Origin of the sequence: Pseudomonas sp. RC10-4-2 (genome assembly GCF_050433085.1) — a bacterium.
Classification (GTDB): Bacteria; Pseudomonadota; Gammaproteobacteria; order Pseudomonadales; family Pseudomonadaceae; genus Pseudomonas; species Pseudomonas aeruginosa.
Genome location: NZ_JBNPXX010000002.1, coordinates 529,008 through 548,910, shown reverse-complemented (window position 1 = coordinate 548,910; position 19,903 = coordinate 529,008). Strand labels below are relative to the sequence as shown.

Here is a 19,903-nt window from a genome sequence, read left to right as displayed (position 1 = left end):
TATGTGCGACTATCGAACGGATTATTTTTTGTACAGAAGCGGTTGACTTGGAAAAGTTGTCTCGCGAATCATTGGATCCAATTACAAAAACAACGAGAGGATCCGACGATGTTTCCGAAGAACGCCTGGTACGTGGCCTGCACCCCCGACGAACTGGCCGGCAAGCCGCTCGGCCGACGCATCTGCGACGAGCCGATGGTTTTCTACCGAGGCGAGGACGGCCGCGTGGCGGCCCTCGAGGATTTCTGCCCGCACCGTGGCGCGCCGCTGTCGCTGGGCTTCGTCAAGGACGGCGTGCTGGTCTGCGGCTACCACGGCCTGGCGATGGGCGAGGACGGTCGCACCCGCGCGATGCCCGGCCAGCGGGTCCGCGGCTTCCCCTGCATCCGTCGCTTCCCGGTGCAGGAGCGGCACGGCTTCGTCTGGGTCTGGCCGGGCGCGGAAGAACAGGCCGACGCCGCGCTGATACCCCGCCTGGAATGGGCGGAAAGCCCCGATTGGGCCTATGGCGGCGGGCTGTACCACATCCACTGCGACTATCGCCTGATGATCGATAACCTGATGGACCTGACCCACGAGACCTATGTCCATGCGTCCAGCATCGGCCAGAAGGAAATCGACGAGGCCGCGCCGACCACGCGGGTGGAAGGCGACGAGGTGATCACCAGCCGCCACATGCAGAATGTCATGGCCCCGCCGTTCTGGCGCATGGCCCTGCGCGGCAACGGCCTGGCCGACGACGTGGCGGTGGACCGCTGGCAGATCTGCCGCTTCACGCCGCCCAGCCACGTGCTGATCGAGGTCGGCGTGGCCCACGCCGGCCACGGCGGCTACCAGGCGCCGGCGGAGCGCAAGGCGGCGAGCATCGTGGTCGACTTCATCACCCCGGAGAGCGCCACTTCCATCTGGTACTTCTGGGGCATGGCGCGCAACTTCCAGGCCCACGACCAGGCGCTTACCGAGAGCATTCGCGAAGGCCAGGGAAAGATCTTCGGCGAAGACCTGGAAATGCTCGAAAGCCAACAGCGCAACCTGCTGCGCCATCCACGGCGCGACCTGCTGAAACTGAACATCGACGCCGGCGGCGTGCAGGCCCGGCGCATCATCGAGCGCCTGCTGGCGGACGAGCGCCAGGCCGCCGCCCCCAACCGCGCCCAGGCCTGACGGGAGCCTTCGCCATGATCGAGGTCATCGTCGGCGCCATCCGCCTGGAGGCGCAGGATATCCACAGCTTCGAACTGTTCCGGGCCGACGGGGCGGCACTGCCGTCCTTCGAGCCGGGCGCGCACATCGACCTGCACCTGCCCAACGGCCTGGTCCGCCAGTACTCCCTCTGCGGCCCCGCCGAACGGCCGCGCCACTACCGTATCGCCGTACTCCGCTGCCGCGACTCGCGCGGCGGCTCGGCCACGCTGCACGCCGAACTGCGGGTCGGCCAGCGGCTGCGCATCGGCGAGCCGCGCAATCTCTTCCCGCTGTCGCCGGAGCCCGGTCCGCGCCTGCTGTTCGCCGGCGGCATCGGCATTACGCCGCTGCTGGCGATGGCCGAACGCCTGGCCCGCGATGGCGCCGACTTCCAGTTGCACTACTGCGCGCATTCCGCCGAGCGCGCGGCCTTCGTCGACTACCTTGGCCGGTGCGCCTTCGCCGACCGCGTGTACTGCCACTTCGACCACGGCGACAGCAGCCGCCGCGCGGACCTTCGCGCCCTGCTGGCGGCCAGTCCACGCGACGCCCAGCTATACCTTTGCGGGCCGGCGGGCTTCATGCAGTGGATCGAAGAAAGCGCCCGCGAACTGGGCTGGGAAGCAAGCCGCTTGCATCGCGAGCACTTCGCCGCCGCGCCACGGGACGCCAATGCGGACGGCACCTTCGAAGTGCAGTTGGCGAGCAACGGGGCGCTGATCCGGGTCGCCGCCGGGCAGACCGTGCTGGCGGCCCTGCGCGAAGCCGGGGTGGACCTGCCGGCCTCCTGCGAGCAGGGCATCTGCGGCACCTGTCTGACCCGCGTGCTGGACGGCGAGCCGGAGCATCGCGACCTCTACCTCAGCGAAGAGGAGCAGGCCGCCAACGATTGCTTCACGCCCTGCTGTTCGCGTTCGCGCAGCCCACGGCTGGTGCTGGATCTCTAGTCGGCGGCGACGTCGCCGTGAAGCACGGTGACGCCCTTCCGCGCCGGATCGAAGTAGTCGGCGTAGCGCAAGGTCGCGTTGGCGTGCTCGCGCATGATCGCCTCGGCGCGCGCGCCCTGGCCGTTGACCAGCGCGTCGACCACCGCGTGGTGCTGCATGTGGGCGAAGTTGAAACGGCGGAATTCCTGCTCGAGATTGTCGCGATCCACCGCCAGGGCGCTCACCGAGGCGAACGGCAGGTGGTCGTTGCGCGCCAGCGCCACGGCGATCGCCGGGTTGCCGCTGGCCTCGATGATGGTGCGGTGGAAACGCATGTTCATGCGCTGGTAGCGCTCCAGCTCCTCCAGCAGGACCTGGCCGTTGGCGAACAATCGGTCGCCCTCGGCCAGGCATTCCTCCAGGGTCGCCCGTGCCTCGGCGGACAGCCCGCGCTCGGCCGCCTGGCGTGCCGCCAGGCCTTCCAGAACGCCGCGCACCTCGACCGCGCCGGCGATATCCTCGCGGGTCACCGCGCGCACCCTGTAGCCGCGCCCGGTCTTGCACAGCAGGCCTTCCTGCTCGAGGGTACGCAGGGCGATGCGCACCGGCATGCGCGAGACCTGCAGGCGTTCGGCGGTGGGAATCTCGACGATGCGCTCGCCGGCGGCGAGTTCGCCGGAAGCGATCAGCTTGCGTAGCTCGGCCAGCACGCGTTGGCCCGGTTTGCTCATGGAATTCGCTTATTCGATCGGGACGTCCGGGGCATCATAGCGTGCCCCGGACGCCTCCGCCGGTCAGCTTTCGCGGTGGATGGCGAAGCCGGCCCAGGACTGGCTCACCGGCATGATCTCGAGGCTGTTGATGTTCAGGTGGGCGGGCTGGTTCATGATCCAGAAGATGGTCTCGGCGATGTCTTCCGGCTGGATCGGATGGGCTCCGGCGTAGGTCTTGTCGTAGCGCGCCTGGTCGCCGCCGAAGCGGACCAGGGAGAACTCGCTCTCGCACAACCCCGGCTCGAGGTTGGTCACGCGCACCCCGGTGCCCTGCAGGTCGCAACGCAGGTTCAGGGAGAATTGCTCGACGAAAGCCTTGGTGCCGCCGTAGACATGGCTACCCGGATAGGGCCACTTGCCGGCCACCGAACCCAGGTTGACGATGCTCGCCCCGGCGCCGTGGGCGATCAGCCGCGGCAGCAGCAGGCGCGTGCTGTAGAGCAGGCCCTTGATGTTGGTGTCGACCATGGTGTCCCAGTCGTCCAGGTCGCAGGACTGCGCCGGGTCGGTGCCCAGCGCCAGGCCGGCGTTGTTGATCAGGCCGCGCAGGGTGGCGAACTCTTCCGGCAGGTTGTCCACGGCCGCGCTCATCGCCGCGCGGTCGCGCACGTCCAGGGTCAGCGGCAACACCCGGGTCTTCGCCGAAAGCTCACCGGCCAGGGCTTGCAGACGCTCCTCGCGACGGCCGGTGAGCACCAGCGACCAGCCGGCCTCGGCGAAACGACGGGCGCAGGCTTCGCCGAAGCCTGAGGTGGCGCCGGTGATGAACAGGGTGGACGACATGGGCATCTCCTCGTACGGGGCGGAAAAACGATGTCCGGGGATTCTAGAGCCTCGCCGTGCCCGGTTGGCCATACAGTTGCGCACGAGTTTGCCGAGGCGTCTGCTCAAAAAACGACCAACCTCGCGGAACCCGCACCGTGCCTGGGCCGCAGCGAACAGCCACCAACTTGTCCACAGGGCGTCGCACAGTTTTCCTGAACAACTGTGGCAGCGGGATGACCACGCGTTGGGGATAAGTACCTGGCGCGAGCGCTGTTCATTTTCTGAACAGCCACGCATAACCCACCGACTTGAACAGGGTGATTTCCCCGGGATCGCCGCGCCGCCCTGCCCCGCTCAGCAAGTCGCGCAGTTCGGTGGATATCGCCTCGCGCCCGATGGCGCCTTCGGCGATCGCCTGCAACAGGTCGCCGGCCTCTTCCAGCGCGCCTGCGCGGGTATCCACCACGACCCGCGCGCGCGCCACCGCCAGGGCGTCGGTCTCGCGCATGGACGGCAGGAAGGCGCCGACCAGGTCGAGATGGACGCCCGGCTTCAGCCATGCGCCGCGCACCAGCGCTTCGCGGGAGGTGGTAACGCAACTGACGCAGTCGGCCGCCTCCACCGCCGCGCGCAACCCGTCGGCCGCTCGCGCCGGGTAGCCCTCCTCGCGCAGCCGGGCGGCCAGCGCGGCGGCCTTGGCCGGATCGCGGCCCCAGATGTCGATGTGGCGATAGTCGCGCACGCAGGCGTGGGCCCGCACCATGTGCGCAGCCAGGGTTCCGCAGCCGACCACCAGCAGGCGCCGCGCATCGTCCCGCGCCAGGTAGTCGGCGGCCAGCGCCGAGCTGCAGGCGGTACGCCGGGCGGTCAGCTCCGAAGCCTCCAGCAACGCCAGTGGGCGACCGTCTTCGCCGTCGAACAGAGCGAACACCGCGGCCACCGCCGGCAGGCCACGCGCCCCATTGCCAGGGAACACCGTCACCAGTTTCACGCCGATCCCCGCGCCGGCTTGCCACACCGGCATCTGTAGCAGCGAGGCCTGCGCCGGCAAGGCATGGCAGTTGCGCAGCGGCGCGCTGCAAGGCTTGGCCAGGCCGATGCGCAACGCCTCGATCAGTTGTGGATAAGCCAGGCGCTCGGCGACCTCGGCGTTGCTGAAAAAGCGCAGACTGTGCATAAGTCGAGTTTCCTCCGTGGCTCCAGGGCAGCGCCCGCCCCGGCGGCCAGGCAGCCGGGGCGGGGCGCGCTCAATGTCCGCCGAGATAGGCGTCGCGCACCTCCTGGTTGCCGAGCAGTTCTTCGCCGCTGCCGCTCATGCGGATTTCCCCGGTGACCATCACGTAGGCGCGGTCGGAGAGCTTCAGCGCATGGTTGGCGTTCTGCTCGACGAGGAAGATGGTCATGCCGCTCCTGGCCAGCTCGCGCAGGGTCTGGAAGATCTGCTTGACCACGATCGGCGCCAGGCCCAGGGAGGGCTCGTCGAGCAACAGCAACTTCGGCCGGCTCATCAGCGCGCGGGCGATGGCGAGCATCTGCTGCTCGCCGCCGGACATGGTCATGGCGCGCTGGTTGCGCCGCTCCTTCAGGCGCGGGAACAGCTCGAACATGCGCTGCATGTCCTCCTCGGCGTGGTCCATGCCGATGGGAATGGTACCCATCAGCAGGTTTTCCTCGACGCTCATGTCGGGGAACACCCGGCGTCCTTCCGGCGACTGCGCGATGCCGTTGGACGCCACGTAGTGCGCCGACTTCTGGCGGATGTCCTGGCCGCGATAGAGGATCTGCCCGGCCGCCGCACGCGGCTGGCCGAAGATCGACATCAACAGCGTCGACTTGCCCGCGCCGTTGGCGCCGATCAGGCTCACCGTCTCGCCCTCGTTGACCTGCAGCGAGACCTTCTTCAGCGCCTGGATCGGCCCGTAGAACACGTCCACCTCACGGAATTCCAGCAACGCCGCGCTCATGACAGCTCCTCTTCGTCGGCACCGAGATAGGCGGCGATCACCTTCTCGTCATGGCGGATCTGTTCGGGGTTGCCACGGGCGATCACGTCGCCGTGGTCGAGCACGATGATGTGGTCGGAGATGTTCATCACCATGCCCATGTCATGCTCGATCAGCAGTACGGTGATCCCGTGGTGGTCGCGCAGGTAGCGGACGATGTTGCTCAGGGCGTGGGTCTCGGCCGGGTTGAGGCCGGCGGCCGGTTCGTCCAGGCAGATGAGTTCCGGCCGCGTGCACATGGCCCGGGCGATCTCCAGGCGCCGCTGCTGGCCGTAGGACATCTCGCCGGCCAGGCGGTTGGCGCAGTCCACCAGGTCGACCACCTCCAGCCAGTAGAACGCGTGGTCCAGCGCCTCGCTCTCGGCGCGGCGATAGCCGGGAGTGTTGAGGATGCCGGCGAGCAGGTTGCGGTTGACGAACATGTGCTGCGCCACCAGCAGGTTCTCCACCACCGACATGTCCTTGAACAGGCGGATGTTCTGGAAGGTCCGCGCCAGCCCGGCGCGGTTCACCAGGTGGGTGCCGCCGAACATCTTGTAGTAGAGGCGACTGCCCAGTTGCGGCGGCTTGACGAAGTCGTCCAGCTGGAACGGCTCGCCGAGCACCTGGATGACGTCCGTGGTGCGCCCCTGGGTGTTGAGCAGGATGTTGCCGCCGGTGGCCTTGTAGAAGCCGGTGAGACAGTTGAACACGGTGGTCTTGCCGGCGCCGTTGGGGCCGATCAGCGCGGTGATCGAACCGCGCTCGACGTCGAGGTTGACGTCGTTGAGCGCCTTGATGCCGCCGAAGTGCATCATCAGGTGCTCGACGCTGAGGATCTTGTCGCTCATGGCGCCACCCCCTTGCGCGGGGCGAAGCCCACCCGGCTGATGCGGATCAGCCCGCGCGGCCGCCAGATCATCATCACCACCATGAGTATCCCGAGCAGCAGCACGCGGATGTCGGCGAAGCTGCGCAGCAGCTCCGGCGCCACGGTGAGGACGAAGGCGGCGATCACCACCCCGACCGTCGAGCCCATGCCGCCGAGCACGACGATGGCGAGGATCAGCGCCGACTCGAAGAAGTTGAACGAGGACGGGTTGACGAAGCCCTGGTAGCTGGCGAAGAACACCCCGGCCAGTCCCGCGGTGGAGGCGCCGAGCATGAACGCCGAGAGTTTCACCAGCACATGGTTGAGGCCCATCGCGCGACAGGCGATCTCGTCCTCGCGCAGCGCCTCCCAGGCGCGCCCGACCGGCATCCGGGTCAGCCGGTGCTTGATGTAGAGCACCAGCAGCACGACCAGGAACAGCACCACGTAGATGAACAGGAACTTCATGTTGGGGTTGTAGGCGATGCCGAGGAACTCGTGGATCGGCACCCCGCCATCCTTGGCCCGGCGGCCGAACTCCAGGCCGAGGAAGGTCGGCGCCGGCGCCGGCATGCCGTTCGGCCCGCCGGTGAAGGACAGCCAGTTGTTCAGTACCAGGCGGATGATCTCGCCGAAGCCCAGGGTGACGATCGCCAGGTAGTCGCCATGCATGCGCAACACCGGGAAGCCGAGGATCGCCCCGGCCACCGCGGCGGTCAGCGCGGCCAGCGGCAGGACGGTCCAGAAGCCCAGGCCGAGGTACTGGTAGCCCAGCGCCAGGCCATAGGCGCCAATGGCGTAGAAGGCCACGTAGCCGAGGTCAAGCAGCCCGGCGAGGCCGACCACGATGTTCAGGCCCAGGCCCAGCAGCACGTAGATCAGGCCGAGGATGACCACCGCCAGCAGGTACTTGCTGGCGAAGAAAGGGAAGATCACCGCGGCCATCAGGATCAGCGGCACGATCCAGCGCAAGCGGGTCTTGTAGCCCGGCGGCAGGACGTGGACGCCGCTGCCAGCCCCCTCGAAGCGCTCCAGCACGGCCCGCCCGCCGCGGGTCTGCAGGTAGAGGCTGAGCAGGAAGCGCCCGGCCATCACGATCGCGATGATCCAGCCGACCCGCTCGTAATGCAGGTTGAAGCCGTAGCCGTCGAGGACCACGCCGACGATGGGGCCGAACACCACCAGGGCGATCAACCCGGAGAGCACGGCATCGAGGACGCACTGCTTGAGATCGATGGAAGTCTCGTTGCTCATCGTCGTCCCCTTACACCTTGGCGATCTGCGGGCGGCCGAGCAGGCCCTGGGGACGGAAGATCAGGATCAGTACCAGCAACGAGAAGGCGAACACGTCCTTGTAGTCGGTGTTGACCATCCCCGAGAACTGCGCCTCGGCCACTCCCAGCACCAGGCCGCCGAGCATCGCCCCGGGCAGCGAGCCGATGCCGCCGAGCACCGCCGCGGTGAACGCCTTGATGCCGATGATGAAGCCGGCGTAAAAGTCGAAGGTGCCGTAGTTCATGGTGATCAGCACCCCGGCCAGGGCGGCCATCGCCGCGCCGATGACGAACACGTAGGAGATCACCCGGTCGGTGTTGATCCCCAGGATCGAAGCCATCTTGCGGTCCTGCTGGGTCGCCCGGCACATGCGCCCGAGCTTGGTGTAGCGGATCACGTAGGTCAGCACCGCCATGCCGATCAGCGAAGCGATCAGGATGAACAGCTTGGTGTAGGTGAGCTGGACGAAACCGTCGCCGACGTGGAATTTCAGGGCGCCGTCGAGCAGGGTCGGGATCCCCTGCTGGCGCGGTCCCTGCACCACCTGCACGTAGTTCTGCAGGATCAGCGACATGCCGATCGCCGAGATCAGCGGCGCCAGGCGCGTGGAGTTGCGCAGCGGCTTGTAGGCGATGCGCTCGATCACCCAGCCGTAGGTGCAGGTCACCAGCACGGTGAACAGCAAGGTGCCGAGGATCAGCAGCGGGAAGTTCTGCAGGCCGAAGAAGGCCAGCAGGGCAAGGGCGATGGCCGACAGGTAGGCGGAGATCATGTACACCTCGCCGTGGGCGAAGTTGATCATGCCGATGATGCCGTAGACCATGGTGTAGCCGATGGCGATGAGGCCGTAGACCGAGCCGAGAGTCAGCCCGTTGATCATTTGCTGGAGGAAGATGCCGTCCATTTTTCAGTCTCTTCAGGGCGAATCGCGACGGCCTTTGTAAGGCGCGCCGGCGCTCGCCGGTGAAAGCGGACGGGTGCTACTGAAACGGCCCCGGATCGCGGGACTCCAGACCGACCACACGCAGACGTCTTCGGTGAATCCGCACTACGGCGGCAAGCACGGGCGAGCACTTCAGCAGCTCCCGGACTTACCCATGCGCCGGACCTGTGCCCGGCGCATGGCGGTCGAGCGCGATCAGGGCAACTGGTGGTACTTGCCCTTGTCGTCCCACTCGTAGACCACGTAGTCGGAGACTTTCAGGTCGCCCTTCTTGTCCCATTCCTTCTTGCCCATCACGGTCTGCACCGGATGCGACTTCAGCCACTCGGCGGCCTTGGCCGGATCGTTGGCGCCGGCGCCGTTGAAGGCCGCCGCCAGGGACTGGATCGAGGCGTAGGAGTAGAGGGTGTAGCCTTCCGGCTCGAAACCGCCGGCACGGAACTTCTCCACCACCGCCTTGCCGTCGGGGATCAGCCGCGGGTCGGCGCCGAAGGTCATCAGCACGCCCTTGACGTACTGCGGACCGCCGGCGGTGGTCGCCAGTTCGTCGGTGACCACGCCGTCGTCGGACATGAACCTGGCGGTCAGTCCCTGTTCGCGCATCTGCCGTACCAGCGGACCGGCTTCCGGGTGCAGGCCGCCGAAGTAGACGACCTCGGCACCGGAGGCGCGGATCTTGGTGACCAGCGCGTTGAAGTCCTTCTCGCCGCGAGTCAGGCCCTCGTAGAGAACCTCTTTCACGCCGAGCTTGTTCAGTTGCGCCCTGGTGGCGTCCGCCAGGCCCTGGCCGTAGGTGTCCTTGTCATGGATCACCGCGACCTTCTTGGCCTTGAGCACGTTGACGATATAGTCGCCGGCGACCACGCCCTGCTGGTCGTCGCGGCCGCACATGCGGAACATCCCGGAGAGTCCGCGCTCGGTGACCTGCGGGTTGGTGGAACCGGGGGTGATGGCGATGATCCCGGCCTCGTCGTAGACCTCGGATGCGGGGATGGTCGAAGAAGAGCAGAAATGGCCGACCACGGCGATGGCCTTGTCCTGGTCCACCAGGCGGTTGGCCACGGCCACGGCCTGCTTCGGTTCGCAGGCGTCGTCGGCCTTGACCAGCTTGATCTTCTCGCCGTTGATCCCACCCGCCGCGTTGATGTCTTCCGCCGCCTGGGACGCGCCGCGCCAGTATTGCTCGCCGAAGGAGGCGTTGGCGCCGGTATGCGGTCCGGCCACGCCGATCACGACGTCGGCCAGCGCATGCGTGGAAAGACCCATCACGGATGAAACCGCGAGAGCCAGGATGCCTTTTCTGAACAGCTTCTTGGACATGGGGTGTTGCTCCTGAGGATGATGTTGGCGCTCGTAACTACGATGTTGTTGTTGTGTTTCGCTCAACAGGCAGAGCAAGCGGCGTGCCATTCGTTTTTTTCCTGAGTGGCCGGCCACAAGAACTTTAGCCCTCCTTTCCGTTTTTATCTTTGTTATTGGAAATCAGTCATTTAGGCATTTCTCCGAATCCCCTTCGGAGAGCTACAGCCCAGGCTTCACAAGGCCTGAACCGTTCCTAGGAATAACTCTACAACGATATTGAAGCGGTTAGAAACTGCACGTCACTGGTGCGTTCCACGCACTAATTGAGGTCCTCTTTTTCAATGAAAGTGCAGGACAGAGCGGTTTTTAAAATTAATATGAACATGAACTTCCCGGAATTCGGTACTTGGCGGAAAAAGTCGATTCGAATACGACATGAACATATCCGTTAGCGACGCCACGTTCGGCGCAAAACCCTGTGACGGATTCGTCATAAGCCAGCGAATGCTCTATCGCGAGACTTGCCGGCAGTAATAAGCGTCGCCCGGCACTCCGGCAAGCGAGCTTTCCTCCCTACGTCATTCCGTTTATTCATATAACGCGTTCCGCCCGCTCCACCCGCGCCAGGAAACCCGCCATGCTGAACAAACGCCGCCTGCCGTCGATGACCGCCCTGCAATGCTTCGAAGCGGTAGCCCGGCACCTGAGCTTCACCCGCGCCGCCGAAGAGTTGAGCCTGACCCAGAGCGCCATGAGCAAGCAGGTCGCGCAACTCGAGGAGCAACTGCAGCACGCCCTGTTCCGCCGGGTGCGCAAGCGCTTGCAACTGACCCCGGCCGGCGAGCTGTACCTGGCCGAGGTACGACGCATCCTGCAACAGGTAGAGCTGTCCACCCGCTTCCTGCTTTCCTACGGCGGCGAGACCGAAGTGCTGCGAGTGGCGACCCCGCCGACCTTCGGCGCGCGCTGGCTGATCCCGCAACTGAACGGCTGGCGCCACCGCCACCCGAACATCCACCTCGACCTGCGCCAGGAACTGGAACCGGACGACCTGCGCCAGGGCCATTGCGACCTGGCGTTCTTCTTCGGCCCCGGCACCCTGCCGGGCGCCGAGTGCATCCGCCTGTTCGGCGAACAACTGGTGGCGGTCTGCGCGCCATCCCTGTTGCCGGCCGGCGGACTGGACGAACCGACCCAACTGGCGGAGCTGGTGCTGCTGCAGAACGCCAGCCGCGCGGAGGCCTGGCACGACTGGTTCGCCAGCCTGGAGCGAAATTGCCAGGGTTGCTACCACGGTCCACGCTTCGACACCTTCTACATGTGCATCCGCGCCGCCCAGGCCGGTTGCGGGGTAGCCCTGCTACCGCGCTTCCTGGTCGAGGAGGAACTCGCCGAAGGCAAGCTGGCGATCGCCTGGCCGCACGCCCTGCCCAGCCAGGAGGCCTACTACCTGGCCTATCCCGAGCATGCCGCGGAAGTCCCCAAGGTGCGCCATTTCATCGAGTGGATGGTAGAGCGCCTGGAGCAGGAGCAACCCTCAGCGGGCCCCCGCCAGACGCGCCACGGCCCGGTTTGACGTTTCCGCTGCGCGGAACCATCTTTACTCTCACTCGGTTCACCTCGGAACGTCCCATGCTCACTGGCGTCACGGTTCGAATCCGCCTGCTGGTCCTGGCGCTGCTACCGCTGACGATGCTCGTCACGGTCATCGCGATGGCGCTGGCCAACGCCAGTCGACTCGATGCCAGCTTCCAGGACCTTTTCAACAACCGGATGAAGCCCATCAGCCAGCTCAAGATCGTCGCCGACGCCGTTGCGGTCAGCGTGGTCGACGCCCTGCACAAGTACCGTGCGGGGGTCTTCGATGAAGAGCGCCTGCAGCAGGAGTTGAGTGGGGCGCTGTCGCGCATCGAGAAGTCGTGGGCCGACTATTCCGCAGACCACCGGACTGCCGCCGAGAAGGAAATCATCGAGTCGCTGGTCCCCACCCTGGAACGGGTCAAGCGGATGACCCTGGCATACGGCGAGCAGGCCAGGGCCGGAAGCCTGCGAAACGTCGAGGCCGGCACGTTCAATCGCGAGATGTATGGTGCGTTCGATCCGCTGGGAACCGCGCTGTCGACGCTGATCGACCTGCAGCTCAGTGAAGGCGCCAAGCTCAACGAGCAGATGGAGAAACGCTACGACTCCATGCGCACCACCTTCCTGCTCATCGGCGCCGCAGCCCTGGTCCTCATCGTCGCCGCGGCCTGGTTCATCAGCCTGTCGATCATGCGCCCGCTTTCCGATCTGCGCGGGGTGATCCGCCGCGTGCAGGACTCCTCGAATCTCACGCTCCGCGCCGATGCGCGCGGGCGCGACGAAGTGTCCGATACGGCGCGCGCCTTCAATATGATGCTGGAAAGCCAGCAGGCGCTGCTTCGGCATCTCGCCGAGACAGCCAGGAAGCTCACCATCACCTCGGACGAGATGAGTGCCATCAGCAACCAGGTCAGCCATGTCGCCACGTCCCAGGGCGACCAGACCGACATGGTCGCCACGGCGGTACACCAGATGAGCATGGCGGTCCAGGACGTGGCGCGGAACGCCCAGGCCGCCGCAGCCAGCGCGGAATCGGCGAACAGCGAGGCGCACACCGGAACCGGACTCGTGCATGCGAACCTCGACGCCATCCAGGGCCTGTCGGTCATGGTCGGAGAGGCGGGAGCCGTCATCGACACGCTACGCAACAAGACCGAGGAAATCAGCACCGTTCTGGAAGTCATCCAGAACATCGCCCAGCAAACCAACCTGCTCGCCCTCAATGCCGCGATAGAAGCCGCACGGGCGGGCGAGGCCGGACGCGGGTTCGCGGTGGTCGCCGATGAAGTGCGCAGCCTGGCCACCAATACGCACAAGGCCACCGAAACCATCCGCGAGATGATCGAAGCCCTGCAGGCAGACGCCAGCAGCGCGGTCAGCGTGATGCAGCAGTCACGCGAGCAGGCCCAGGTCAGCGTCCAGCGCGCCCACGAGGCGGGAAAGGCGCTCGGTCTCATCGCCCAGGCGGTCGAAGGTATCGCCCAGAGCAACGCGCAGATATCCACGGCGACGGAAGAACAGACCGCCACCGCGAGCGAGGTCAGCCAGAACATCGACTCGCTCAATGCCAGCATCGGCGAAGTCGCCGAGGGCGCGGTGAAGACCTCCACCTCCAGTGTCGAGCTGGCGAAGCTGGCAAACGGACTGGAGCAGCAGATCCAGCGCTTCACCGTCTAGCAAGCGCGGCAGGGAGCGGCCTCACCGGCCCTGCCGCACCCGTTTGTCAGGACGCCAGCAGGCTGCGGTCGAAAACGAAGGCGCCGCCCGGCTTCGGGGTGAAATGCAGGACGTGTTGCGGGCGCCCCATGGGCGGACGCTGGCGTTCGCCGGTGTCCTCGACCCAGCCAGCTTCCTTCATCCGCTCCAGGCGCCCGCGCAGGCTGGAATGCTGGACTTCCTGGCCGATGGCGCACTCGAAGGCCTTCAGCGCCTCGGCCACGGTGAAGCGCGGCGCCAGCAGGAACAGCGGCAGGGCGCTGTACACCGACTTGCTCGCCAGGCGCTCGCAGGCCTGCTGTACCAGTTGGGCGTGGTCGAACGGCAGGGCGAAGCGCTCGCTGCGAACGTCGCGCAGCGGCACGAAGTCGAGGTCGTCGTCCTCCACCCGGGTGTCCGGACCGACCAGCACCAGGTAGAACACGCTCAGCGACCAGCCGCGCGGGTCGCGTACCGCGTTGCCGACCGTGGCCACCTGCTCGATGTAGGCCGGCTCCAGCCGCGCCTTGTCGCGCAGGGCGCGCACCGCCGCGTCGTCGAGGCTGTGGTCGGCGCTGCGGCCGTTGACCAGCACGCCGGGCAAGGCCCACTGGCCGGCGAAAGGCGCCTGGGCGCGGCGGATCAGCAACAGCTCCAGTCCGTGCCCGGGGTTCAGGCGCAACGCCACGATATCCACGCTGGCCAATACTTCCGCTGAACTCATCGTCACTCCTCTCTTCAGCCCGCCTGGCGTTCGCCGCCATAGCAGTGCAGTTCGTCCTTCACTTCCGGCAGGCACCAGGCCTCCGGTACCGCCAGCCCTTCACGCAGGCGCTGGCGGATCATCGAGCTGTGCAGCGGCAGCCGCTCCTCCGCCACCAGCCGGCCGAAGCGCCAGCACAATTCGGCGGCGCGTTCGAAGCGCGGCAGCTCCGCCTCGTTGTCGGCGCCGATCAGCAGGGCGATCCGCGGTGACGCCAGGCCGCTACGCGCGGCCAGCGCTTCCAGCAGGTCGATGCTGTAGACCGCCGGACAATCAGGCATCAATCCTGCTTCGATCGGTTCGCAATACACCCGCCGCGGATCGATCCGCCGGGCCAGCCGCGCCAGCCAGCGGCAGCGCAGCTCGAAATCGCCCATGCGCTTGCCGAAGGCGTGGCGGTGGCTCGGCACCAGGGCGACCCGTTCGGCGCAAAGCAGCGCCCGGCGGATCACCGACTCATGGCCGGGGTGCGGCGGGTCGAACGCCCCACCGTAGACCGCGAGGGCGAAGTCGGGGGCGCGTCCGCCGCTCATCCCGGCAGGCAGTCGGCGAATCCGGTAACTTATTTCATCACGCATAGAAAATACCTTCCACTGCGAAATTTTGTAGTACAAGTGCTTGACGACTTATTTCACGTGATGAATTATGTACCCACATTCAGCCCCAACCCGTCAAGCGGAGGCTTCCATGAATCGTCCCAGCAAGATCGCCAGCTTCGATGTCGACGCCCAGAAAGGCTTCACCCCGCTGTGCCCGGACGAACTGCCGGTGCCCGGCGGCGACGCCATCGGCGCCGCCCTCAACCAACTGGCCAGCCGCGCCGCGCTGCGCCTGGGCAGCAAGGACGCGCACAGCCCGAAGGCTGCCTGGGTAGTGGAAAGCGCCGAGCAGATGCTGCGGCCGCTGGCCTATCCGGATGCCGACCTGACCTGGGTGAGCCACTGCGTACCGGGTACGCCGGGTTTCGAGCTGCTCGACGAACTGCCGCGGCCGATCGACTACGACTTCTTCGTCTGGAAGGGCGTGGAGCCGGACCTGCATCCCTACGGCGCCTGCTACCACGATCTGGCGGAACGCCGCAGCACCGGGGTCATCGAATACCTGAGGCAGAATGGCGTGAGCCATGTGCTGGTGGGTGGCCTGGCGCTGGACTACTGCGTGAAGAACACCGCCCTGCAACTGCGCCGCGCCGGTTTCGAGGTGCTGCTCTACCTGCCCGCCTGCCGGGCCATCGCCGAGGACACCGCGCAGCGGGCCTGCGACGAGATGCGCGACGCCGGGGTGATCCTCTGCGCCGACCTGGAACGACTGGATAGCGCCCTCGCCGGCGCCGACAAGGAGAAGTGAACATGGCCGAAAGCGTCTTTGCCGAGCGCATCGTGCAGAACCTGCTCGATACCGATTTCTACAAGCTGACCATGATGCAGGCGGTGCTGCACAACTACCCCAACGCCGAAGTGGAGTGGGAATTCCGCTGCCGCAACGCCGAGGACCTGCGTCCGTACCTGGCGGAGATCCGCTACCAGATCGAGCGCCTCGCCGAAGTCGAGGTAACCGCCGACCAGCTCGCCTTCCTCGAACGCATCCCGTTCATGAAGCCGGACTTCATCCGCTTCCTCAGCCTGTTCCGCTTCAACCTGCGCTACGTGCACACCGGCATCGAGGATGGCCAACTGGCAATCCGCCTGCGCGGCCCATGGCTGCACGTGATCCTCTTCGAGGTGCCGCTGCTGGCCATCGTCAGCGAGGTGCGCAACCGTTATCGCTACCGCGAGGTGGTCCTGGAACAGGTCGGCGAGCAGCTCTATCGCAAGCTCGACTGGCTCTCCGCCCAGGCCAGCAGCGAGGAACTCGCGGAATTCCAGGTCGCCGACTTCGGCACCCGCCGGCGCTTCTCCTACCGCACCCAGGAGGAAGTGGTGCATATCCTCAAGCGCGACTTCCCCGGGCGCTTCGTCGGCACCAGCAACGTGCACCTGGCCCGCGAGTACGACCTCAAGCCGATCGGCACCATGGCCCACGAATGGCTGATGGCCCACCAGCAACTCGGCCCGCGGCTGGTCGACAGCCAGCAAGCGGCGCTGGACTGCTGGGTCCGCGAGTACCGCGGACAGCTCGGCATAGCCCTGACCGACTGCATTACCATGGATGCCTTCCTCGACGACTTCGACCTGTACTTCGCCAAGCTCTTCGACGGCCTGCGCCACGATTCGGGCGACCCGCTGGCCTGGGCGGAGAAAGCCATCGCCCACTACCGCCGCCTGGGTATCGACCCGCTGAGCAAGACCCTGGTGTTCTCCGACGGGCTGGACATGCCCAAGGCGTTGCAGCTGTTCCGCGCGCTACGTGGCAAGATCAACGTCAGCTTCGGCATCGGCACCAACCTGACCTGCGACATTCCGGGGGTCGAGCCGATGAACATCGTCCTGAAGATGACGGCCTGCAACGGCCATCCGGTGGCGAAGATATCCGACGCCCCGGGCAAGACCCAATGCCGCGACGAGAACTTCGTCGCCTACCTCCGCCACGTCTTCAACGTGCCGGCCTAATCCTTTCGCACCTAACGGGAGCCCGAACATGCAACAGATCCAACGCGACATCGCCCAAGCCCTGCAGGTCCAGCCGCCGTTCCAGTCGGAGGCCGACGTGCAGGCGCAGATCGCCCGGCGCATCGCCTTCATCCAGCAGTGCCTGAAGGATTCCGGGCTGAAGACCCTGGTGCTGGGGATCAGCGGCGGCGTCGACTCGCTCACCGCCGGCCTGCTGGCCCAGCGCGCCGTCGAGCAACTGCGCGAGCAGACCGGCGACCAGGCCTACCGCTTCATCGCCGTGCGCCTGCCCTACCAGGTGCAGCAGGACGAGGCCGATGCCCAGGCCTCGCTGGCGACCATCCGCGCCGACGAAGAGCAGACCGTCAACATCGGTCCGTCGGTGAAAGCCCTGGCGGAACAGCTGGAAGCCCTGGAAGGACTCGAGCCGGCGAAGAGCGACTTCGTCATCGGCAATATCAAGGCGCGCATCCGCATGGTCGCCCAGTACGCCATCGCCGGCGCCCGCGGCGGCCTGGTGATCGGCACCGACCATGCCGCCGAGGCGGTCATGGGGTTCTTCACCAAGTTCGGCGATGGCGCCTGCGACCTGGCTCCGCTCAGCGGCCTGGCCAAGCATCAGGTACGCGCCCTCGCCCGCGCCCTCGGCGCTCCGGAGAACCTGGTGGAGAAGATCCCCACCGCCGACCTCGAGGACCTGCGCCCCGGCCATCCGGACGAGGCTTCCCACGGCGTCACCTATGCCGAGATCGACGCCTTCCTGCACGGCCAGCCGCTGCGCGAGGAAGCTGCGCGGGTGATCGTCGACACCTACCACAAGACCCAGCACAAGCGCGAACTGCCGAAGGCGCCCTGAGCCTCCCGGTCCGTGCGGCAGGCCCGTCGTCGACGGGCCTTTGTCGCGGGCGGGAATGTGCCTGTCGCAACCAGGTCTTCAAGTCCGCGCGGCGGCGCGCTAGAAGGAAGCTGTATCCCTGCGAAGGCCAGCCATGCGCACCCGTCTCCCCGCCCTGCTCCTCGGTGTCCTGCTGGCCGGCCAGGCCTGCGGACACACATCCCCGCTGCTCGCGCCGGTACGGCAGATCCACGCCTTCGGCGACAGCTATTCGGACAACGGCGAAAGCCAGCGACTGACCCGCGAGATGCTCGCCAAGGGCATCGCCGGCGCCCAGGCATTGCCCGGCGAAGTCTACTGGCAGGGCCGCTGGAGCAACGGCCCGACCGCCGTCGAGGTGCTCGCCCGCCAGCTTGGTGCGCAACTGGCCGACCATGCGGTGGGCGGCGCCAAGAGCGGAGCGGACAACTACTACGGCTGGATGAGCGCCTACCGCCATACCGGCCTCGCCGGCCAGGTCGACGCCTACCTCGCCACGCTGGACGGCAAGCCGGTCGATGGCCAGGCGCTGCACTTCATCTTCGTCTCCGCCAACGATTTCTTCGAGCACGAGGATTTCGCCGGCGAGCAGCCCCTGGAACAACTGGCCGGCAGCAGCGTGGCGAACATCCGCGCCGCAGTGCAGCGTCTCGGAGAGGCCGGCGCACGACGCTTCCTGGTGGTCAGTTCGACCGACCTGAGCGTGGTCCCGGCGGTGGTCGTCGGTAACCGGGTCGAGCGGGCGCAGCGCTACCTGCAGGCAGTCAACGCCAGCCTGCCGATCCAGCTCGCCGCCCTGCGCAAGACCCGCGGCCTGGAGCTGAGCTGGTTCGACCATCTCACCTTCAGCCGCCACTTGCGGCGCAACCCGGCACGCTACGGCCTGGTGGAGCTGGACGCGCCCTGCCAGCCGACCCAGCCCAGCGTCCGCCCGGCCTGCGCCAACCCGGACCAGTACTACTTCTGGGACGAGTGGCATCCGACCCGGCGCGTGCACCAACTGGCCGGCGAGGCGATGGCGGCACGCTACGCGCGCTGAGCCCGGCGCGCGCCCATGAAAAAGCCCGGCAGCGGCCGGGCTTTTTCATGCAGCGGATCGCTCGCGCATCACTTCAGGGTCAGGGTGCCCTTCATCAGCGCGGAGTGGCCCGGGAAGGTGCAGAAGAACATGTACTGCTCGCCTTCCTTCAGCTTGGAGACGTCGAAGGTCACCGAGTCCTTCTCGCCCGAGCCGATCAGCTTGGTGTGGGCGATGACGCGGCTGTCGTCGGGCTTCAGGTAATCCTTGTCCAGGCCGGAAGCCATGCCGTCGGTGACCACGCCCTGCATGTCGGCGGCGGTGCTCAGTACCCAGTTGTGGCCCATGACGTTCTTCGGCAGGTTGCCGGGGTGGGACAGGTTGACGGTGAACTGCTTGCAGCTCTTGTCGACGGTGATGGCATTGGTGTTGAACTGCATCTGGTCGTTACCCTGGATGTCCACCGAGCACTCGGCAGCCAGCAGCGGCGCACTGAGCAGGGACAGCAGGGATACCGCAGCGAGTTTACGTAGCATGGAGCAGCCTCCTAGGCAGGTTGGGCGATGAATCCTGAAAGAGCAGACTGCCCGATCGGGCACCGAGTTCCACTGATTCAGGTCAAACCCGAACCGGACGTGGCGGGGCATCGAGCGGGATCTGCCCGGCGTTTACTACGGGGAACTCCTGTTTTAGCACAGATGTGCCGCTTCGCGCCTGCGACGCAACGTCCGGCAATGCTTCGCACGGCTTGGTCGAAGCGCTCCCAGCCGCTACCCTGTGCGCCTTTTTCCACCCCCGACAGGAGTCGATCATGACCTTGCGTTCCGTCTGCGTATTCTGTGGCGCCAGCCCCGGCGCTTCCCCGGTCTACCAGGAAGCCGCCGTGGCCCTCGGCCGGCACCTGGCCGAGCGCGGCCTGACCCTGGTCTACGGTGGCGGCGCGGTCGGTCTGATGGGCACCGTGGCGGACGCCGCATTGGCCGCCGGCGGCGAAGTGATCGGGATCATCCCGCAGAGCCTGCAGGAGGCCGAGATCGGCCACAAGGGCCTGACCCGCCTGGAAGTGGTAGACGGCATGCACGCGCGCAAGGCGCGCATGGCCGAGCTGGCCGACGCCTTCATCGCCCTGCCCGGCGGGCTCGGCACCCTGGAAGAGCTGTTCGAGGTCTGGACCTGGGGCCAACTGGGCTACCACGCCAAGCCGCTGGGCCTGCTCGAAGTGAACGGTTTCTACGATCCGCTGCTGACCTTCCTCGACCACCTGGTCGACGAACGCTTCGTCCGCGCCGAACACCGCGGCATGCTGCAGCGCGGTGCCAGCCCGGAGGCGCTGCTCGATGCCCTCGCCGCCTGGACGCCAAGCGTGGCGCCGAAGTGGGTCGACCGCACCCCGCAGTGATC

Annotated in this window: 20 protein-coding genes; 9 read left to right on the top strand and 11 right to left on the bottom strand. The window is 66.6% G+C overall.

What is annotated here, in order from left to right; genetic code table 11:
• Positions 1-108 precede the first annotated feature (108 nt).
• Positions 109-1,164, top strand: coding sequence for an aromatic ring-hydroxylating oxygenase subunit alpha (locus FHW81_RS10430; RefSeq protein WP_034054484.1), 1,056 nt, complete (start codon positions 109-111; stop codon positions 1,162-1,164).
• 14 nt (positions 1,165-1,178) lie between these two features.
• Positions 1,179-2,132 carry a PDR/VanB family oxidoreductase gene (locus tag FHW81_RS10425; RefSeq protein ID WP_004347710.1) on the top strand — a complete coding sequence of 318 codons (954 nt, stop codon included), beginning with the start codon at positions 1,179-1,181 and terminating at the stop codon, positions 2,130-2,132.
• Here the strand turns inward: FHW81_RS10425 and FHW81_RS10420 are convergent.
• The 8 genes from FHW81_RS10420 to FHW81_RS10385 form a co-directional block, all read right to left on the bottom strand.
• Complete coding sequence (locus tag FHW81_RS10420) at positions 2,129-2,842, bottom strand: GntR family transcriptional regulator (protein WP_003109450.1); 714 nt, start codon at positions 2,840-2,842, stop codon at positions 2,129-2,131. The genes FHW81_RS10425 and FHW81_RS10420 overlap by 4 nt on opposite strands.
• Positions 2,843-2,905: 63 nt before the next feature.
• Entirely contained in the window at positions 2,906-3,667 is a 762-nt protein-coding gene (locus FHW81_RS10415) for an SDR family oxidoreductase (RefSeq protein ID WP_003095557.1), read from the bottom strand.
• Between the two features lie 256 nt (positions 3,668-3,923).
• A complete protein-coding gene (locus tag FHW81_RS10410) occupies positions 3,924-4,826 on the bottom strand; it encodes an ornithine cyclodeaminase family protein (protein ID WP_060774299.1) in 903 nt (300 codons plus the stop codon).
• Between the two features lie 70 nt (positions 4,827-4,896).
• Entirely contained in the window at positions 4,897-5,613 is a 717-nt protein-coding gene (locus FHW81_RS10405) for an ABC transporter ATP-binding protein (protein ID WP_060774300.1), read from the bottom strand.
• Entirely contained in the window at positions 5,610-6,482 is an 873-nt protein-coding gene (locus FHW81_RS10400) for an ATP-binding cassette domain-containing protein (RefSeq protein WP_003095566.1), read from the bottom strand. Before FHW81_RS10400 ends, FHW81_RS10405 begins: the two co-directional genes overlap by 4 nt.
• On the bottom strand, positions 6,479-7,756 hold the full coding sequence (livM, locus tag FHW81_RS10395) for a high-affinity branched-chain amino acid ABC transporter permease LivM (RefSeq protein ID WP_003123558.1): 1,278 nt from the start codon (positions 7,754-7,756) through the stop codon (positions 6,479-6,481). The genes FHW81_RS10400 and livM overlap by 4 nt, the downstream gene beginning before the upstream one ends.
• 10 nt (positions 7,757-7,766) lie before the next feature.
• The gene (locus tag FHW81_RS10390) at positions 7,767-8,681 is read right to left on the bottom strand and encodes an ABC transporter permease subunit (RefSeq protein ID WP_034054482.1); all 915 of its coding nucleotides are present in this window, start codon (positions 8,679-8,681) and stop codon (positions 7,767-7,769) included.
• A gap of 234 nt (positions 8,682-8,915) precedes the next feature.
• The gene (locus tag FHW81_RS10385) at positions 8,916-10,040 is read right to left on the bottom strand and encodes a branched-chain amino acid ABC transporter substrate-binding protein (RefSeq protein ID WP_003099985.1); all 1,125 of its coding nucleotides are present in this window, start codon (positions 10,038-10,040) and stop codon (positions 8,916-8,918) included.
• 619 nt (positions 10,041-10,659) lie between these two features.
• On the opposite strand from FHW81_RS10385, the gene FHW81_RS10380 reads away from it, so the two are divergent.
• Both FHW81_RS10380 and FHW81_RS10375 read left to right on the top strand, forming a co-directional pair.
• Positions 10,660-11,598: a LysR substrate-binding domain-containing protein gene (locus FHW81_RS10380; protein WP_012614609.1), complete on the top strand. Its 939-nt coding sequence runs from the start codon at positions 10,660-10,662 to the stop codon at positions 11,596-11,598.
• 56 nt (positions 11,599-11,654) lie between these two features.
• Entirely contained in the window at positions 11,655-13,280 is a 1,626-nt protein-coding gene (locus FHW81_RS10375; protein ID WP_017148625.1) for a methyl-accepting chemotaxis protein, read from the top strand.
• Between the two features lie 46 nt (positions 13,281-13,326).
• On the opposite strand, the gene FHW81_RS10370 is transcribed toward FHW81_RS10375, so the two are convergent.
• Both FHW81_RS10370 and FHW81_RS10365 read right to left on the bottom strand, forming a co-directional pair.
• Entirely contained in the window at positions 13,327-14,022 is a 696-nt protein-coding gene (locus FHW81_RS10370; RefSeq protein ID WP_003095579.1) for an NUDIX domain-containing protein, read from the bottom strand.
• A gap of 14 nt (positions 14,023-14,036) precedes the next feature.
• On the bottom strand, positions 14,037-14,639 hold the full coding sequence (locus FHW81_RS10365; protein WP_003125444.1) for an adenylyltransferase/cytidyltransferase family protein: 603 nt from the start codon (positions 14,637-14,639) through the stop codon (positions 14,037-14,039).
• A gap of 109 nt (positions 14,640-14,748) precedes the next feature.
• Between FHW81_RS10365 and FHW81_RS10360 the strand changes: the two genes are divergently transcribed.
• From FHW81_RS10360 to choE, 4 genes are all read left to right on the top strand, one after another.
• A complete protein-coding gene (locus FHW81_RS10360; RefSeq protein WP_003095584.1) occupies positions 14,749-15,408 on the top strand; it encodes a nicotinamidase in 660 nt (219 codons plus the stop codon).
• Between the two features lie 2 nt (positions 15,409-15,410).
• Positions 15,411-16,610, top strand: coding sequence for a nicotinate phosphoribosyltransferase (pncB, locus tag FHW81_RS10355; protein ID WP_003099996.1), 1,200 nt, complete (start codon positions 15,411-15,413; stop codon positions 16,608-16,610).
• A 28-nt stretch (positions 16,611-16,638) separates the two neighbouring features.
• Positions 16,639-17,466: an ammonia-dependent NAD(+) synthetase gene (gene nadE / locus FHW81_RS10350; protein WP_003099998.1), complete on the top strand. Its 828-nt coding sequence runs from the start codon at positions 16,639-16,641 to the stop codon at positions 17,464-17,466.
• 133 nt (positions 17,467-17,599) lie between these two features.
• Positions 17,600-18,523: a cholinesterase ChoE gene (gene choE, locus FHW81_RS10345; RefSeq protein WP_003116174.1), complete on the top strand. Its 924-nt coding sequence runs from the start codon at positions 17,600-17,602 to the stop codon at positions 18,521-18,523.
• A gap of 68 nt (positions 18,524-18,591) precedes the next feature.
• On the opposite strand, the gene azu is transcribed toward choE, so the two are convergent.
• Complete coding sequence (gene azu / locus FHW81_RS10340; protein WP_003095591.1) at positions 18,592-19,038, bottom strand: azurin; 447 nt, start codon at positions 19,036-19,038, stop codon at positions 18,592-18,594.
• Positions 19,039-19,313: 275 nt separating this feature from the next.
• On the opposite strand from azu, the gene FHW81_RS10335 reads away from it, so the two are divergent.
• On the top strand, positions 19,314-19,901 hold the full coding sequence (locus FHW81_RS10335; RefSeq protein ID WP_003109460.1) for a TIGR00730 family Rossman fold protein: 588 nt from the start codon (positions 19,314-19,316) through the stop codon (positions 19,899-19,901).
• Positions 19,902-19,903: the final 2 nt, after the last annotated feature.

Bases quoted from the DNA above. Each gene is read 5' to 3' on its own strand.
- FHW81_RS10410 (WP_060774299.1), bottom strand. From the start codon at position 4,826: ATGCACAGTCTGCGCTTTTTCAGCAACGCCGAGGTCGCCGAGCGCCTG.
- pncB (WP_003099996.1), top strand. From the start codon at position 15,411: ATGGCCGAAAGCGTCTTTGCCGAGCGCATCGTGCAGAACCTGCTCGAT.
- azu (WP_003095591.1), bottom strand. From the start codon at position 19,038: ATGCTACGTAAACTCGCTGCGGTATCCCTGCTGTCCCTGCTCAGTGCG.
- FHW81_RS10405 (WP_060774300.1), bottom strand. From the start codon at position 5,613: ATGAGCGCGGCGTTGCTGGAATTCCGTGAGGTGGACGTGTTCTACGGG.
- FHW81_RS10335 (WP_003109460.1), top strand. From the start codon at position 19,314: ATGACCTTGCGTTCCGTCTGCGTATTCTGTGGCGCCAGCCCCGGCGCT.
- FHW81_RS10365 (WP_003125444.1), bottom strand. From the start codon at position 14,639: ATGCGTGATGAAATAAGTTACCGGATTCGCCGACTGCCTGCCGGGATG.
- FHW81_RS10425 (WP_004347710.1), top strand. From the start codon at position 1,179: ATGATCGAGGTCATCGTCGGCGCCATCCGCCTGGAGGCGCAGGATATC.
- FHW81_RS10375 (WP_017148625.1), top strand. From the start codon at position 11,655: ATGCTCACTGGCGTCACGGTTCGAATCCGCCTGCTGGTCCTGGCGCTG.
- FHW81_RS10380 (WP_012614609.1), top strand. From the start codon at position 10,660: ATGCTGAACAAACGCCGCCTGCCGTCGATGACCGCCCTGCAATGCTTC.
- FHW81_RS10430 (WP_034054484.1), top strand. From the start codon at position 109: ATGTTTCCGAAGAACGCCTGGTACGTGGCCTGCACCCCCGACGAACTG.
- choE (WP_003116174.1), top strand. From the start codon at position 17,600: ATGCGCACCCGTCTCCCCGCCCTGCTCCTCGGTGTCCTGCTGGCCGGC.
- FHW81_RS10360 (WP_003095584.1), top strand. From the start codon at position 14,749: ATGAATCGTCCCAGCAAGATCGCCAGCTTCGATGTCGACGCCCAGAAA.
- livM (WP_003123558.1), bottom strand. From the start codon at position 7,756: ATGAGCAACGAGACTTCCATCGATCTCAAGCAGTGCGTCCTCGATGCC.
- FHW81_RS10400 (WP_003095566.1), bottom strand. From the start codon at position 6,482: ATGAGCGACAAGATCCTCAGCGTCGAGCACCTGATGATGCACTTCGGC.
- FHW81_RS10390 (WP_034054482.1), bottom strand. From the start codon at position 8,681: ATGGACGGCATCTTCCTCCAGCAAATGATCAACGGGCTGACTCTCGGC.
- FHW81_RS10385 (WP_003099985.1), bottom strand. From the start codon at position 10,040: ATGTCCAAGAAGCTGTTCAGAAAAGGCATCCTGGCTCTCGCGGTTTCA.
- FHW81_RS10420 (WP_003109450.1), bottom strand. From the start codon at position 2,842: ATGAGCAAACCGGGCCAACGCGTGCTGGCCGAGCTACGCAAGCTGATC.
- FHW81_RS10370 (WP_003095579.1), bottom strand. From the start codon at position 14,022: ATGAGTTCAGCGGAAGTATTGGCCAGCGTGGATATCGTGGCGTTGCGC.
- nadE (WP_003099998.1), top strand. From the start codon at position 16,639: ATGCAACAGATCCAACGCGACATCGCCCAAGCCCTGCAGGTCCAGCCG.
- FHW81_RS10415 (WP_003095557.1), bottom strand. From the start codon at position 3,667: ATGTCGTCCACCCTGTTCATCACCGGCGCCACCTCAGGCTTCGGCGAA.